The organism is Trinickia sp. EG282A (genome assembly GCF_040965455.1).
In the GTDB taxonomy this organism is placed as follows: domain Bacteria; phylum Pseudomonadota; class Gammaproteobacteria; order Burkholderiales; family Burkholderiaceae; genus Trinickia; species Trinickia symbiotica.
Genome location: NZ_JBFRCC010000003.1, coordinates 74,946 through 89,860 on the forward strand (window position 1 = coordinate 74,946; position 14,915 = coordinate 89,860).

12 protein-coding genes are annotated in these 14,915 nt (G+C 64.4%); 2 read left to right on the forward strand and 10 right to left on the reverse strand.

Features of this window, described 5'->3' with window-relative positions; genetic code table 11:
• The first annotated feature begins 16 nt into the window (after positions 1–16).
• Positions 17–898, forward strand: coding sequence for an outer membrane protein assembly factor BamD (locus AB4Y31_RS14750; RefSeq protein ID WP_018441649.1), 882 nt, complete (start codon positions 17–19; stop codon positions 896–898).
• On the opposite strand, the gene AB4Y31_RS14755 is transcribed toward AB4Y31_RS14750, so the two are convergent.
• From AB4Y31_RS14755 to AB4Y31_RS14765, 3 genes are all read right to left on the reverse strand, one after another.
• Entirely contained in the window at positions 895–3,153 is a 2,259-nt protein-coding gene (locus AB4Y31_RS14755; RefSeq protein WP_368674563.1) for an ATP-dependent DNA helicase, read from the reverse strand. The two genes, AB4Y31_RS14750 and AB4Y31_RS14755, sit on opposite strands and share 4 nt — an antisense overlap.
• A gap of 100 nt (positions 3,154–3,253) precedes the next feature.
• Positions 3,254–3,469: a DUF465 domain-containing protein gene (locus tag AB4Y31_RS14760; protein WP_018441647.1), complete on the reverse strand. Its 216-nt coding sequence runs from the start codon at positions 3,467–3,469 to the stop codon at positions 3,254–3,256.
• Between the two features lie 82 nt (positions 3,470–3,551).
• Positions 3,552–4,385 carry a colicin transporter gene (locus tag AB4Y31_RS14765; protein ID WP_368674564.1) on the reverse strand — a complete coding sequence of 278 codons (834 nt, stop codon included), beginning with the start codon at positions 4,383–4,385 and terminating at the stop codon, positions 3,552–3,554.
• Positions 4,386–4,532: 147 nt separating this feature from the next.
• On the opposite strand from AB4Y31_RS14765, the gene AB4Y31_RS14770 reads away from it, so the two are divergent.
• Positions 4,533–6,866, forward strand: a complete 2,334-nt coding sequence (locus AB4Y31_RS14770; RefSeq protein ID WP_368674565.1) for a Tex family protein — start codon at positions 4,533–4,535, stop codon at positions 6,864–6,866.
• A 150-nt stretch (positions 6,867–7,016) separates the two neighbouring features.
• Here the strand turns inward: AB4Y31_RS14770 and AB4Y31_RS14775 are convergent, their stop codons facing one another.
• From AB4Y31_RS14775 to hflK, 7 genes are all read right to left on the reverse strand, one after another.
• Positions 7,017–8,909: a potassium transporter Kup gene (locus tag AB4Y31_RS14775; protein ID WP_368674566.1), complete on the reverse strand. Its 1,893-nt coding sequence runs from the start codon at positions 8,907–8,909 to the stop codon at positions 7,017–7,019.
• A 147-nt stretch (positions 8,910–9,056) separates the two neighbouring features.
• Complete coding sequence (locus AB4Y31_RS14780; RefSeq protein ID WP_368675293.1) at positions 9,057–9,617, reverse strand: phosphoribosyltransferase; 561 nt, start codon at positions 9,615–9,617, stop codon at positions 9,057–9,059.
• A gap of 14 nt (positions 9,618–9,631) precedes the next feature.
• The gene (locus tag AB4Y31_RS14785; protein WP_368674567.1) at positions 9,632–10,978 is read right to left on the reverse strand and encodes an adenylosuccinate synthase; all 1,347 of its coding nucleotides are present in this window, start codon (positions 10,976–10,978) and stop codon (positions 9,632–9,634) included.
• A 119-nt stretch (positions 10,979–11,097) separates the two neighbouring features.
• Positions 11,098–12,279, reverse strand: coding sequence for an ATP phosphoribosyltransferase regulatory subunit (locus AB4Y31_RS14790; protein ID WP_368674568.1), 1,182 nt, complete (start codon positions 12,277–12,279; stop codon positions 11,098–11,100).
• Between the two features lie 115 nt (positions 12,280–12,394).
• Positions 12,395–12,586, reverse strand: coding sequence for a DUF2065 domain-containing protein (locus tag AB4Y31_RS14795; protein ID WP_018441640.1), 192 nt, complete (start codon positions 12,584–12,586; stop codon positions 12,395–12,397).
• 78 nt (positions 12,587–12,664) lie between these two features.
• Positions 12,665–13,573 (reverse strand): protease modulator HflC, encoded by a 909-nt coding sequence (gene hflC / locus AB4Y31_RS14800; protein ID WP_368674569.1) that lies wholly within the window; start codon positions 13,571–13,573, stop codon positions 12,665–12,667.
• Positions 13,574–13,584: 11 nt separating this feature from the next.
• Positions 13,585–14,910 (reverse strand): FtsH protease activity modulator HflK, encoded by a 1,326-nt coding sequence (gene hflK, locus AB4Y31_RS14805; protein ID WP_368674570.1) that lies wholly within the window; start codon positions 14,908–14,910, stop codon positions 13,585–13,587.
• Positions 14,911–14,915: the final 5 nt, after the last annotated feature.

The window sequence follows — 14,915 nt, forward strand, 5'->3', positions numbered from 1 at the left end:
TAGGAAGCATGGGGAAATGCGGCAAGCCTCGAACATCATGACGCGATCGGCCTTTCGCGCGGCCGCCCCGGTACTCGTCCGTGCAGCGAAGCGCGCGATCCGGCCCGCGGCGAGCCTCGGGCTCGTTGCCGCCGCGCTCGTCGTAACCGGCTGCCATGGCCTGCCGCAAAAGACCGACGAGACAGCGGTCTGGTCGAACCAGAAATTATACTCGGAGGCTCAGGACGCGCTCTCGGGTGGCGACTGGGGCAAATGCGCCAAGTACTTCGAATCGCTGCAAGGGCGCGATCCCTTCGGTCATTTCGCCCAGCAAGCCCAGATCAATGTTGCGTACTGCAACTGGAAGGATGGCGAGACGGACGCCGCCAATCAGGCCATCGACCGTTTCATCAAGCTGCACCCCGATCATCCTGATATCGCCTATGCGTACTACCTCAAAGGGATGATTCACTTCAACGACGACCTCGGGCTGTTCGGGCGCTTCTCGGGTCAGGACATGAGCGAGCGCGATCCGAAGGCGCTGCGCGAGTCGTATGACGCGTTCAAGGTCGTGGTCGATAAGTACCCCGACAGCAAATACGCGCCCGATGCGGCCGCGCGCATGCGCTACATCGTGAATGCGTTGGCGTCGTATGAAGTGCACGCGGCCGACTACTACTATCGCCGCGGCGCCTATGTCGCATCGATCAACCGCGCACAGCTCGCGATCAAGGAATACAAGAACGCGCCGGCGATCGAAGATGCGCTCCATCTGATGATTCTCTCGTACACGAAGCTCGACGAGCCGCAACTCGCCAACGATACGCGTCGTGTTCTCGCTGCCACGTTCCCGGACAGCCCTTATGTGACGGGCCATCCGCGAACAGGCGCGAAGAAGAAGTCGTGGTGGATCTTCTAAAAGGCCTCGTTCTTTGAGGCCTCGTTCCAAGAGGCCTCGAAAAACTCGCGCACGACCTCGATCTCGCGCGTACGCTTGAACGGCGGCAGGCTTTGCCAGATCCGCCGGCCGTAAGGCTTATCGACGAGACGCGTATCGCAGATCATCAGCACCCCGCGATCCGTCTCCGCCCGAATGAGTCGCCCGGCCCCCTGCTTCAGCGTGATGACCGCTTGCGGGACCTGATGCACGGCGAATGGGCTCAAGCCTTTTTTCGCCAGCACGTCGAGGCGCGCGGCGAGCACCGGATCGTCGGGCGGCGCGAACGGCAGCTTGTCGATGACGACGAGTGACAGCGCGTCGCCGCGTACATCGACGCCTTCCCAGAAGCTCTGACTCCCGACGAGGATCGCGTTGCCGTATGCGCGAAACCGGTCGAGCAGCTCCGTGCGGCTCGCGTCGCCTTGCGTGAGCAGCGGCTTATCCCATCCACGCGCCTCGATGACGTCGCGAAGCTTTGCCGCGATGCGATCGACCGCGCGCAACGTCGTACACAAGACGAACACCCCCCCTCCGGCCGCTTCGATCGCGGGCAGCGCCGCCTCGAAGACGGCATCGGTGAATGCCGGCGAAGACGGCTGCGGCAGATTGCGCGGCACGTAGAGCAAACCTTGCGTACCGTAATCGAAGGGGCTCGGCAGCGTCATAGAGCGGCGCGCGTCGAGCCCCATCTGAGCGGCGTAATGCGTGAAGTCGCCGCGCACCGACAGCGTCGCCGAGGTGAAGATCCACGCGCGCGGCACGCCGGCCCGCTGTTTCGCGAAAATCGGCGCGACCGATAGTGGTGTTTCGTGCAGCTGCACGGTGTGCGCGAACACCTCGATCCAGCGGATCGATTCGTCCGGGTTGGCTCGCGCCTCCCGATCGGCAAGCTCCCCGACCTGGCCGACCGTTGCCGAGCCAGCGGCGGCCACCCCTTGCACGACGGTCTGAACCTTCCCGGGCCCCGATGGCAAGGGCAGCGCTGTCCAGCGCGCGAGCTGACTTTGCAGCTCTCGCGCTCGCCGCAAGCAGGCGCCGAGCGACTCGGCGCGTTCGGCCTGGCTCGCTAGCGCGCTCGCCAGCGCGTCGAGCGCGGCCTCGAGCGCATCGAGCGCGCTGAAAACCTCATGATCGTCCGGCAATTGCGCCGCCGACAGCCGCAGCGAATCCTCCTTGAATGCCAGCCGCACCTCGCGCGCCGCGCGCTCGAGCGCGGCGCCGAGCTTGACCCATTCGGCCGCGTCGCGCGCATGCACGAGTCCTTCGGCAACCGTGTCGCGCGCGAGCTCGAGCAATTGCGACGTGGAGAGGGTCTCACCGAAGAACAGCGTGGCCGTCTCCGGGAGCTGGTGCGCTTCGTCGAAGATGATCGTGTTCGCCGTCGGCAGCAGCTCGGCCATCCCTGTATCGCGCAACATGATGTCGGCGAAGAAAAGGTGATGGTTGACCACGACGATATCGGCTTGCTGCGCCTCGCGGCGCGCCAGCATGACGAAGCAGTCCTTGTGGTTCGGGCACTCCTGACCGAGGCAGTTGTCGCGCGTTGACGTCACCATCGGCCATACCGGCGAGGTCTCGGGCACGCTCGCCAGCTCCGCCTTGTCGCCCGTGCGCGTGATCTTCGCGAAGCGAACGATCTCCTGCAGATGAACCGTGTCCTGCCGCGACGGCAAACGGCCGCTATCGGCCGTCCGCTGCAGGTAATAGTGACAGAGATAATTGGCGCGGCCTTTCAACATCGCCACGCTGACCGGCACCGCCAATGCATCGCGGACGGTCGGAATGTCGCGCTGGAACAGCTGATCCTGCAAGTGCTTGGTGCCCGTGGAAACGATGACCTTGCCTCCCCAGAGCATGGCCGGCACGAGGTAGGCAAATGTCTTCCCGGTTCCCGTCCCCGCCTCGACGATCAGCGTGTTCTCGCCAGCGCTGCTGTCGCTTTCCTCAGCGCGCTCGTGGCCATCGCGGTCCGCTTCGGAGCCGGCGGCGGCGTCGCCGTTCGTCCGGAGTCGCCGCGCGGGGCGCCGCTGCGCCTCGAACATCGCCGGCTCCGGCAGCGCGCGGCCCGACGCATCCATCGTCGCGGCCACCGCACGCGCCATTTCGATTTGCGAAGCGCGCGGCCGATAACCGTCGATCGCGCGCGCAAGCAGCCCATCGGCCGCGAAAATCGCGTCGAGCTCCGCGCTCCGTTTCGCACTCAGCGCGGCGGGCGAACGCGTCTCTCGCGTCATCCCGCGCGGTTCGTTGGGAGAATCGTCCCGCGGTGAATCCAAGGCAAGCGGCTCCTAAGCAAAGACCGGCGCCGAGCCGCTGTACCGGCTCAGGGCCTGGTCACGCGTGCTTGTCCGGTTCGAGCTGCAATTGCAGCAACGTGATGTTGTCCTTGACCTTGAGCTTGCGCTTTTTCAAGCGTCTCAGCTCGAAGTCACTGATTTCCGACGAGTCCGACAATTTGTCGATCATGCGATCGAGTTCGCTATGCTCCGACTGCAACTGCACGATGCGGTCGCGCAGAGCATCGGGATGGATCGCTTGATGGTCGCGCATAGTCGCCTCCTCGTTCGACAGGCTGCGCGCTGCCCCCCGGCAGCACCCGCCTGAAGTTGCCGTGAAGCAGAAAATCGTCGCGTCAGTCGGCCTCCTGCTGCTCCTTGCGCAACGATTTCTGCTGCTCCTGCTGCTGCAACTGCTCTTGCTGCTTTTCCTGCGCCTTCTGCTCCGCCTGCTTCTGTCGAGCTTCGACATCGGCCTTGTGCTGAGCGGCGTCGGCCTGCTTCTCGGCGAATCGCCGCGCCCGCTCGGCGCGCTCCTTCGCATCTTGCGCCGCCTGCTGCCGAGCCTGCTCGAGCTTGCGCTGATAATCGGACTGTTTCTGATCATACGCCGCCTGATTGGCCGCGCGCTGCGGCGCTTCGGCATTGCGCCTGGCGACGTCGAGCTCGTGCTGGCGTTGCTTTTCGGCATACGACTCGGCATTGCGCGCATCGGTCGCGGCACGCTGCGACGCCTCCGCCGCATCGCTTGCCGCCTTGAGCGCCTCGCGCTCGTCGCGCGCCTGCGCGTGCGCCGCGCGCCGCTCGTCGTCGAGCTGAAGCTGCTCGGCATGAATCCGCGCCTGCGTTTCGCGCATCTTGTCGCGAGCGCGGCCGATGCAAGCGTTCACGAAAAACCGGTCATAGCAGTTGTGAACGGCGACGCCGTATTCGTACTGATTCTGCGCGCCATGAGTATCGAGCACTTTTTGGCGCGCATCGAAGTCGCTCGCGGGCGTGGCGGCACTCGCCGCTCGCACGTCATCGGCAGGCTTCGAGGCATCGTGCGGCCCGTTCGCGCCGCCGGCCGCGGGCACTGTTTGTGCAGACGCCGCAAGCGGCGCGGCAACGAAAGCGGCGCCGAGCATCGCGGCGCGCAAGTAGGCGGGAAAACGGGAGATTTGCAACGTCGTCGGGGGGCATCGGAACATGGCCGAAATTCTAACACCCGGCCTGGACCGGCCGCCCATTTGTGGCAAAATGCGCCGCTTCAGCAACCCGGCCCGCGCCGCGCGTCCGAGTCGCCCCGCGGCTTGGGTCCAGGTGCGAAGCCTCGCAGTGAGATGCCCTCTTTCTCTATGACGGACACCGTAGCACTGAAGATCGTACGGCGCATCGCCGCCGAATTGACCGTGGAGCCGCGCCAGGTCGCAGCGGCTGTGCAACTTCTCGACGAAGGCGCGACCGTTCCGTTCATCGCGCGATACCGCAAGGAAGTCACCGGCAATCTCGACGACACGCAATTGCGTCAGCTCGAAGAACGACTGCTCTACCTGCGCGAAATGGAAGAGCGGCGGGCCACGATTCTTGCCAGCATCGAAGAGCAAGGCAAGCTCACCGACGAACTGCGCGCCGCCATCGACGCCGCCGATAGCAAGCAGGTCCTCGAAGACCTCTACCTCCCGTATAAGCCTAAGCGCCGCACGCGTGCGCAGATCGCTCGCGAGGCGGGCCTCGAGCCCCTTGCGCAGGCGCTCCTTGCCGACCCTCGGCTCGATCCGCAAACCGAGGCCGCACGGTACGTCGACGCCGAAAAAGGCGTGGCCGACGTCAAAGCCGCGCTCGATGGCGCGCGCGACATTCTCTCGGAGCAATTCGGGGAGACGGCCGAACTGCTTGGCAAACTGCGCGAGTACCTGTCCGAGCGCGGCATCGTCTCCTCTACCGTCGTGGAAGGCAAGGAGAACGAAGAAGGCGAGAAATTCCGCGACTACTACGACTACACGGAAACGCTCAAGACGGTTCCTTCGCACCGTGCGCTCGCGCTCTTTCGAGGCCGCAACGCGGGCGTGCTGACGATCAAGCTCGGACTTGGCGCCGAGCTCGACGTAGAGGTGCCGCATCCGTGCGAAGCGATGATCGCGCGCCACGTCGGGATTTCGAACCAGAACCGTCCCGCCGACAAGTGGCTCGGCGACGTCTGCCGCTGGTGCTGGCGCGTCAAAGTGCAGCCGCATCTCGAGAACGAGCTGCTGACGCAGCTGCGCGAGAGCGCCGAGCACGAGGCGATCCGCGTTTTCGCCCGCAACCTGAAGGACTTGCTGCTCGCCGCGCCGGCCGGCCCGAAGGCCGTGATCGGTCTGGATCCCGGGTTGCGTACAGGTGTGAAGGTCGCCGTCGTCGATCGCACCGGCAAGCTGCTGGCCACCGATACCATCTATCCGCACGAGCCGCGCCGCGACTGGGACGGGTCGATTGCGAGGCTCGCCCGTCTCGCGAGTCAGACGCAGGCGGAACTCATCAGCATCGGCAACGGGACGGCCTCGCGCGAAACGGACAAGCTCGCCGCCGAGCTCATCGCGCGTCATCCCGAGCTCAAGCTCCAGAAGATCGTCGTCTCGGAGGCCGGTGCATCCGTCTACTCGGCTTCGGAGCTCGCGGCCAAAGAGTTTCCCGATCTCGACGTGTCGTTGCGCGGCGCCGTCTCGATCGCGCGCCGGCTGCAGGATCCGCTCGCGGAGCTCGTCAAGATCGAGCCGAAAGCGATCGGCGTCGGCCAATATCAGCACGATGTCAACCAGCGCGAGCTCGCTCGGACGCTCGACGCCGTCGTCGAGGATTGCGTGAATGCGGTCGGCGTCGATGCCAACACCGCATCGGTCGCCCTGCTCGCCCGCGTGTCGGGATTGAACGGCACGCTCGCCCGCAACATCGTCGATTACCGCGATGCGAATGGCCCTTTCCCGTCACGCGAACACCTGCGCAAAGTGCCGCGCCTCGGCGACAAGACGTTCGAGCAGGCAGCGGGCTTCCTGCGCATCAACGGCGGTGAAAACCCGCTAGACCGTTCGTCGGTTCACCCCGAAGCGTATCCCGTCGTCGAGCGCATGCTCGCGAAGATTCGCAAGCGCGTCGGCGAAGTGCTCGGCAGTCGCGAAGCGCTCGCCGGCCTCTCGCCTTCCGAGTTCGTCGACGAGCGCTTCGGCTTGCCGACCGTGCGCGATATCCTCTCCGAGCTCGAAAAGCCGGGCCGCGATCCGCGCCCCGAATTCAAGACGGCGACCTTCCGCGAAGGCGTCGAAAAGATTTCCGATCTGGCGCCCGGCATGGTGCTCGAAGGCGTCGTGACAAACGTCGCGGCATTCGGCGCGTTCGTCGATATTGGCGTTCATCAGGACGGCCTCGTGCACGTGTCGGCGATGTCGACAAAATTCGTCAAGGATCCGCACGAAGTCGTCAAAGCGGGCCTGGTCGTGAAGGTGAAGGTGCTCGAAGTCGATGTGAAGCGCCAGCGCATCGCACTGACGATGCGGCTCTCCGATGACGCCGCGCCCACCGCGCGTAGCGGCGGTGGGGAAGCCGGCGATCGCGGGGCCGGCCGCACTGGCGGCGGCATGCGGGGTCAACGTCAGCGTGAGGCGGAACCTGCGAGCGCGATGGCTGCGGCGTTCGCCAAGCTCAAGCAACGTTGAGCAAGGTGTTCCTGGTCAAGCCGGCGCCCTGAGCCGGCTTCGATGGCTTGCAGGGAGCCCGTGTCTGGTACACGGGCTTTTTTGTTACCACCAGGTCTCGGCTGCCAAAATGAGGCGGCGAGGCGGCGCCGCGCTGCAACGACCGACCGGTCAGATCTCGATCTTCGTACCGAGCTCGACGACGCGATTCGCCGGAATACGGAAGAAGTCGGTCGGCTTGGCGGCGTTCTGATGCATCCAGGCAAACACTCGCTCGCGCAGCACCGACATACCGGGCAATTGCGTCGGCACGACCGTTTCGCGAGCGAGAAAAAACGATGTATCCATCAGCTCGAATGTCATGCCGAAGCTGCGGCTGATTTCCGCGAGAACAGCCTTGACGTCCGGTGTCTCATTGAAACCATAGGCCGACTTGACGACGTATAGCCCGCCGCTCAGATCCTTCATCGTTACGCGCTCTTCATCTCTCACGTACGGGATGTCGCGCGTCACGAACGTCATGAACAGCGTGCGTTCGTGCAACACCTTGTTGTGCTTGAGGTTGTGCAGAAGGCTCACGGGCACGAGCTCGTCGCTGCCAGTCAGATAGATCGCAGTCCCGGACACCCGATGCGGCGGGTGCGCGAGCAATCCCTGCAGGAACGGCGCGAGCGGAATACCGTCGGCGGCCGTGCGCTCCTTCACGAGCAAACGGCCCTTGTGCCACGTCATCAACAGGAAGAACAGTAACGCCCCGATGCCGAGCGGCAGCCAGCCGCCTTCGGCGACCTTCAAAAGATTGGCACCGAAGAACGCGACATCGACGATCATGAATCCCGCGATGATCAGCGCCACGAGCAGCTTGTTCCACTTCCAGACCTTGACCATGACGACGCAGGCCAAGACCGTCGTGATCACCATCGTCGTCGTCACAGCGATGCCATAGGCGGCAGCCAGGTTGTCCGAGCTCTTGAAGCCGATGACGATCAGCAATATGACGAGGAGCAGCATCCAGTTCACGACGGGAACATAGATCTGCCCGATCGCCAGATCCGACGTGTGAAGGATCTTCATGCGCGGCACGTAGCCCAGCTGGATAGCCTGGCTCGTCAGCGAGTAAGCGCCCGAAATGACGGCTTGCGACGCGATCACGGTCGCGACTGTCGAGAGCACGACGAGCGGCAATACGGCCCAATCGGGGGCCAACAGGAAAAAGGGATTCGCGAGCGCCTTCGGGTCGTGCATGAGCAATGCCCCCTGCCCGAAGTAGTTGAGGACGAGCGAGGGCATAACGAGGCAATACCATGCGACGCGAATCGGCTTCGCGCCGAAATGGCCCATGTCCGCGTAGAGTGCCTCCGCGCCGGTCAGCACGAGAAAGACCGACCCGAGCACGACATAAGCCTGCAGCAAATGCCGAGACATGAACGAAGCCGCGTAATAAGGATTCAGCGCGGCGATCACGCCTGGCTCGCGCACGATATGGACGACGCCGAGCACGGCGAGGGTTGCAAACCAGACGATCATGATCGGGCCGAACAGCTTGCCGACAATCGATGTGCCGTGGCGCTGGATCCAGAACAACGCAACGAGAATGACCATCGTGATCGGCACGACGAGGTGCGAGAGATGCGGCGTCGCTATCTCGAGTCCTTCCACGGCCGAAATCACGGAAATGGCCGGCGTGATGACGGCGTCGCCATAAAACATGCAAGCGCCAAAAATGCCGAGCATCATCAGGACGGCGGAAAGATTGCCTCTCGTCGGAAACGGCCTCAGCGACAACGCCATCAGTGCCAGCACGCCGCCCTCGCCGTTGTTGTCGGCCCGCATCACGAACAGAACGTACTTGATCGAAACGACGATCACGATCGCCCAGAACAGCAGCGAAATCACGCCCAGAATCGAGCTTTCCGTGAGCGGAATCCCGTGCGACTCGCTGAACGCCTGTTTCAACGAGTAAAGAGGACTGGTGCCGATGTCGCCGAAAACGACGCCTATCGCGGACAGCGCGAGGGCAGGCAGAGAGTGCTTGCGGTGGTTCTCGTAACCGATTTCTGTCATAAACAGGAGCAAATGGCGGCCGATGAGCCGGGAGCGAGCGCTATTCTAGCCGCGCTTCGCGTCAGCGCACATGAAAAAAGCGGAGTACGACGACTCCGCTTGGATAAGGCTCGGCCGTGGCCGGCTGCATACGCAACTTGCGTGCCTTCAGCCCGCGCTTTGCGAAATGCCGCGCTTGATCCATGCTCCGAGATTGTGCGGACGCACCGTGTCCCATTCTTCGAATGGCTGATGGATCCACGGGTTGGTCGGCAAAAACTGGACGAAATAGTCGGGCTTCACCTTCGAGCAGCCCTTGTACCAAAGCACGGCGGAGCGTACGGCCTCCACGGCCGGATATCGTTCCTTCAGGTGCTGCTGGACGCGCGCCAGCGTGACGCCCGAATCGACGAGATCGTCGACGAGCAACACATTGCCCGATAGCTCGCCGCGCGTCATCGTGATGTACTGGGCGATGTCGAGCTCGCCTTGCAACGTGCCGGCAGCTTCGCGATAAGAACTCGTCGCGAGGATCGCGAGCGGCAGATCGTAGATCCGCGAAAGCTGGTCGCCGACACGCAAGCCCCCGCGCGCGAGGCAAAGGATCTTGTCGAACTTCCAGCCCGAATCGTGCACGGCGAGCGCAAGCAGTTCGATCAGCCGGTGGTATTCGTCCCAGCTGACCCAAACATTCTTTTCGTCGTTGCGTGGATCCGTCATGGCAATCATCGTCATGGCGGGCTTCAGACCTTGAACGGATGACGCAGGAGAATCGTCTCGTCGCGGTCGGGGCCCGTCGATACCATGTCGATCGGCACGCCCGCCACTTCCTGGACGCGCGACAGATATGCCTGCGCGTTCGCGGGCAGCCGGCTCCATTCCGTGATGCCGATCGTGCTCTCGTTCCAGCCGCCGAACGTTTCATAGACGGGCTCACAGCGCGCCACTTCCGATGCGCCGCGCGGCAACAGATCGGCATCCTTGCCGTCGAGCTTGTAGCCGACACAAAGCTTCACTTCCTCGAGACCGTCGAGCACGTCGAGCTTCGTGATGCAGAGCCCCGATACGCCGTTGATCTGGATCGAGCGACGCAGCGCGGCCGCATCGAGCCAGCCCGTGCGGCGCGGGCGGCCAGTCACGGAGCCGAATTCCTTGCCGACGTTCGCGAGCGTGACACCGATCGCTTCCTGTCGTTGCGGATTGTCCGCGTCATAGAGTTCGCTCGGGAACGGGCCGGCACCCACACGCGTGCAATAAGCCTTCGTGATGCCGAGGATGTAATGGAGCTTTTGCGGACCGACGCCCGCCCCCGCCGTCGCGGCGCCCGCCACGCAGTTGCTCGACGTGACGAACGGGTAAGTGCCGTGATCGATATCGAGCAACGTGCCCTGAGCACCCTCGAAAAGCAGATTGCGGCCTGCCGCGTTCTCGTCGTATAAACGGCGCGACACGTCGGTCACCATCGGCGCGAGACGCTCGGCGTAGCTGAGCATCGTGTCGAGCGTCTGTTGGAAATCGACGGCCGCCGCTCCGAGATACTGGGTCAGCACGAAGTTGTGGAAATCGAGGTTCTCGCGCAGACGCTCGGCGAACGCATCGGGGGCGAAGAGGTCCTGCACCCGCAACGCGCGCCGGCCGATCTTGTCCTCGTATGCCGGGCCGATGCCGCGCCCCGTCGTGCCGATCTTTCCCGAGCCCCGACGCGCCTCGCGCGCCTGATCGATCGCGACATGATAAGGAAGGATCAGCGTGGCGGCTTCGGAAATGAAGAGGCGGCGGCGCACGTCGAGGCCCGCCGTTTCGAGCTCTTCGATTTCCTTGAACAGTGCCTCGGGCGACAGCACGACGCCGTTGCCGATGTAGCACGCCACGTCCGCGCGCATGATGCCAGACGGGATAAGCCGCAAGATGGTCTTCTTGCCGCCGATGATGAGCGTATGCCCGGCGTTGTGACCGCCCTGGAAACGCACGACGCCTTGCGCGTGGTCCGTCAGCCAGTCTACGACCTTGCCCTTGCCTTCATCACCCCATTGAGTCCCGACGACGACGACGTTGCGTCCCGGAGCCGCGTTCACTGCACTGGCAGACATGTTGTTTCGTTAGCTGGTTAAAAACGTATTCTACCCATGTTCGTCGAAGCTTCCGAGGTTTTTCCCGAATTTCCCTTTAGCTTCAACGGCATGGGACCTTTTGTGCGGCGCGCGACCCGCTACGCGCTCGTGTCGGCTGGTGCCAGGCCCGCTCGCCTGGCCTCGACGATCCAGGCGCCGTCGCGCTCGACGAGCACCCGGTCGCAGGCGAATTCGTCGAGATCGTGCTCGTGCCCGGGCAAGGCCTGGATCACGACCTCCCCCGCGTCGCGCAACGCCGCCACGCTCGCGCGCAGCCTCTCGTCGTGCTTCCAGGGCGCGAGAATCGCACTGCTGCGCGCCTCCACCGGCGAAATGCGCGCCACTTCGCGCAAGTCGAGCGAGAATCCCGTCGCGGGACGGGCGCGGCCATACGCTTGCCCGACGTGGTCGTAGCGCCCGCCGCGTGCAACGGCGTTCGGTACGCCGCCCACATAGGCAGAAAACATGACGCCGCTGTGGTAGGCATAACCGCGCAGATCGGCAAGATCGACAGTCACGTCGGCCGCCTCCACTTGCGCCGCCAGAAAAGCGAGGTCGTCGAGGGCGCGCGTGATTTCAGGCCATTGCGGCAGGCGCCGGCGTGCCTCGTCGAGCACCGACGCGTCGCCGTAGAGTGCGGGCAGCGCGCGCAGCGCGTCGGCGACGGGGTCGGCCAGGCCGCGCGTCAACTCCGCGAGCCGCGCCACATCCTTGCCAGCAAGCACCTCGTAAAGGGACTCGCCGAGGGCGGCCGCGGCGGGGTCGCGCGCGAAAAGCGCCTGGAGAACGCCCGCATGGCACAAGTCGAGCCGCACGGACTGCAAGCCGGCGAGACGCAATGCATCGAGCGCGAGCTGCTGAATCTCGGCGTCCGCTTCGAGCCCCGCATGGCCGTAGATTTCGGCGCCGACCTGAACCTGCTCGCGCGTCGCGTAGAGCCCGCGTGGGCGCGTGTGCAGCACGCTTCCCGCGTAGCAAAGTCGCGTCACGCCTTGACGATTGAGCAGATGCGCGTCGATGCGCGCGACCTGCGGCGTCGTGTCGGCGCGCAGGCCGAGCGTGCGGCCCGAAAGCTGATCGACGAGCTTGAACGTGCGCAAATTCAGATCGCTGCCGCCGCTCGTCAGAAGCGACTCGAGATATTCGAGCAGCGGCGGCATCACCATTTCGTAGCCGTATGCGCGAAAGCGATCGAGCAGCGCGCGACGCAGCTCCTCGATCTTGCGCGCCTCGGACGGCAATACGTCGGCGATATTCTCGGGAAGCAGCCAGGTCGACATCGATAGGTCCTACGAGATCAATCAGATCATGAGGCGGCGCAAGCCTCGCGCCGCCGCAACCAAGTTTCGCGCTTGGGGCTTCGCGCCCCGCGCCGCGTGCGTCATGATTTGCCTGCTACGTCGCGGCGAGAAGCAGCAGCAGGCCGAGCGCCATGACGATGAGTCCGCCGATGCGGATATGATGCGCGGGCCGCGTCGCTATTCTACGAAACGTCTCGCGCCACGCCGTGGGGAATACGAACGGGAACATTCCCTCGATGATGAGCATCAGCGCTATCGCGAGCAGTAACGAGCCGGCCATGTCCATTCGCAGCAGCCGCTACCGGGTGGTCGCGGCGTCTCCTCTTCTGTCTATCGTTGATATTGAGCGAATTCCGCCTATGCCTCACCGCTTGCGGGCAGCCGCGGCTGGGCCCGACGCAGGTGCCGCGGCGCCTTCCGGGCCGCGCATGAAGCGGAAGAACTCGCTGTCCGGATCGACGACGATCACGTCGTTCGGCTTGAAGATGGCGCGATAGGCTTGCAAGCTTTGGTAGAACTGATAAAAACCGGGATCGCGTCCGAAAGCGTCGGCGGCGATCTCCGCCGCCTTTGCGTCACCGTGCCCCTTGATCGCCTGTGCCTTCGCATACGCGTCGGCGGCGATCGCCTGGCGTTGGCGGTCGGCGTCGGCCTTGATCTTCTCGGCCTGCGCCGCGCCCTGCGCGCGCGCGTCGCTTGCAAGTTGTTGCTGCGCCGCGGTCATGCGCTTATAGACGGCATCGGCCGCGCTCGCCGGAAAATCGACGCGCGCCAACTGGACATCGACTATCTCGATGCCGAGCGTTTCCGCCTGCGCCGTCATCGTCTGACGTGCGGTGCTCGCAATCCCGGACTGATGCGCGAGCGCATCGGTCAGCGTGCGCTTTTCGAACGCACCGGCAAGCGCCTCCCGCGTGAGCGAGGCGAGTCTGTCGGCCAGGCTTTGTGGATCCCCATCGGTCGTATCGAACAGCTTCAGCGGATCGACGATTCGGTATTTGACGAGCGGACTCACGAGCAGATCGATCTTGTCCGACGTTTGGCAACGCTCGGCGCTGGCCGCTTCGAGCGTCTGAATACGCGTGTCGATACGCATGGCCGCCTGCAAAGGTGTCGGCAACTTGAAATGCAGCCCGGGACCGAGGACGACGGGATTCGCGTCGCTATGCGAATAAACGATAGCCACGTGACGCTGATCGACGACGACGAGCGTCGACGAACCCGCGAAGAGCAGGATGACGACCAGCACGACGAGCGCAACTATACGATTCATCTTTTGCGCTCCTATTGTTGTAGTTCGTCTTCGCGCGCACGGCTGCGCAACGTGTCGCGCGAGCGCAGCGCGTCGCTCGCGGGCACCGCCTGGCTCGCAGCGGACGGCGCCGAGGACGCACTCGCCTGCGGCGCGGAAGCGGGCGCGGCCGACGATGCGGCGGCTTCGGCGGCGGGCCGGCGATTCGCCTCCAGCAGCTTGTCGAGCGGAACGTTCACGACGCTCGTGCCCGGCTTGCCGGCGATGAATACCTTGGTCGCGTTCGAGTAGATTTCACGCATCGTATCGAGATACATACGCTCGCGCACGACGGCCGGCGCCTTGGCGTATTGCGCGTAGACCTCGTTGAAGCGCTCGGCGTCGCCCTCGGCCTGCTCGACGACGCGATCGGCATACGCCTTGGCGTCGTCGATCACGCGTGACGCGTCGCCCTGCGCGCGCGGCAACAGCTCGCTCGCATAAGCCTGCGCCTCGCGCTTCGCACGCTCGCGATCGTCGTTCGCGCGCGCGGCGTCGGCGTAGGCGGCCTGCACTTGCTGCGGCGGCTCGATACTCTCGACGGTCACGCCGACGACTGTCAGCCCAGCGCCATAGCGATCGAGCGAATGCTGAATCGAATCGGCGAGCGACTGCCCTAAGGCGTCGTGGTCTTTGCCGAGCAATTCGTTGCTGGCGCGCGCGCCCGCGAGCTCGCGAACCGCGGCCTGCGCCGCTTCGGTGACGCTGCGATCCGGATCGGCCGCACGAAAGAGATAATCGGCCGGCGACTTCACCTGATACCGGACCGCGAATCGAACGTCGACGATTTCGCCGTCGTGCGTCAGCACCGATGCGTCGCTGACGCTGCCGTCGTTGACGGTATTGTTGCGCCCGACCTCGATCGACCGAATCTCGGCCACGTTCACGATCTCATCCGTTTCGAACGGATAGGGCGAACGCAGATGAATGCCGGGCCCGACCGTGCGGCGATATTTGCCGAACTGCAGCACGACCCCCGTCTGCCCTTCTTGTACGACGAACACGCCGCTGCCGACATAGATCGCAATCAGCACGCCGACGAGAATGCCGACGCCGACACGAGCCGCGCGGCCATTGTCGGGCCGCCGATCGCCGGGGCCCGGCCCCTGGCGCCGGCCGAAGAGCCGCGAGAGCCGCCGGTTGAAATCACGCCACATCTCGTCGAGATCGGGCGGGCCGTCGCCGTTGCCCTTCGGGCGGTTCGGTTCGTTCGGGCGCTGCGTGTTGCCATTGCCGTCGCTACGCCCCCAGCGAGGATCGCTGATGGAAAGCAACGCGCAAGCACGCATCCAGAAGCTCCGCTCGTTATGTTCGTTCACCTTGT

What these genes read in the sequence shown, in the direction of transcription:
- AB4Y31_RS14765 (WP_368674564.1), bottom strand. Translation starts at nt 4,385, where the DNA reads ATGTTCCGATGCCCCCCGACGACGTTGCAAATCTCCCGTTTTCCCGCC.
- AB4Y31_RS14785 (WP_368674567.1), bottom strand. Translation starts at nt 10,978, where the DNA reads ATGTCTGCCAGTGCAGTGAACGCGGCTCCGGGACGCAACGTCGTCGTC.
- AB4Y31_RS14790 (WP_368674568.1), bottom strand. Translation starts at nt 12,279, where the DNA reads ATGTCGACCTGGCTGCTTCCCGAGAATATCGCCGACGTATTGCCGTCC.
- AB4Y31_RS14750 (WP_018441649.1), top strand. Translation starts at nt 17, where the DNA reads ATGCGGCAAGCCTCGAACATCATGACGCGATCGGCCTTTCGCGCGGCC.
- AB4Y31_RS14780 (WP_368675293.1), bottom strand. Translation starts at nt 9,617, where the DNA reads ATGATTGCCATGACGGATCCACGCAACGACGAAAAGAATGTTTGGGTC.
- AB4Y31_RS14775 (WP_368674566.1), bottom strand. Translation starts at nt 8,909, where the DNA reads ATGACAGAAATCGGTTACGAGAACCACCGCAAGCACTCTCTGCCTGCC.
- AB4Y31_RS14755 (WP_368674563.1), bottom strand. Translation starts at nt 3,153, where the DNA reads ATGACGCGAGAGACGCGTTCGCCCGCCGCGCTGAGTGCGAAACGGAGC.
- AB4Y31_RS14760 (WP_018441647.1), bottom strand. Translation starts at nt 3,469, where the DNA reads ATGCGCGACCATCAAGCGATCCATCCCGATGCTCTGCGCGACCGCATC.
- hflC (WP_368674569.1), bottom strand. Translation starts at nt 13,573, where the DNA reads ATGAATCGTATAGTTGCGCTCGTCGTGCTGGTCGTCATCCTGCTCTTC.
- AB4Y31_RS14770 (WP_368674565.1), top strand. Translation starts at nt 4,533, where the DNA reads ATGACGGACACCGTAGCACTGAAGATCGTACGGCGCATCGCCGCCGAA.
- AB4Y31_RS14795 (WP_018441640.1), bottom strand. Translation starts at nt 12,586, where the DNA reads ATGGACATGGCCGGCTCGTTACTGCTCGCGATAGCGCTGATGCTCATC.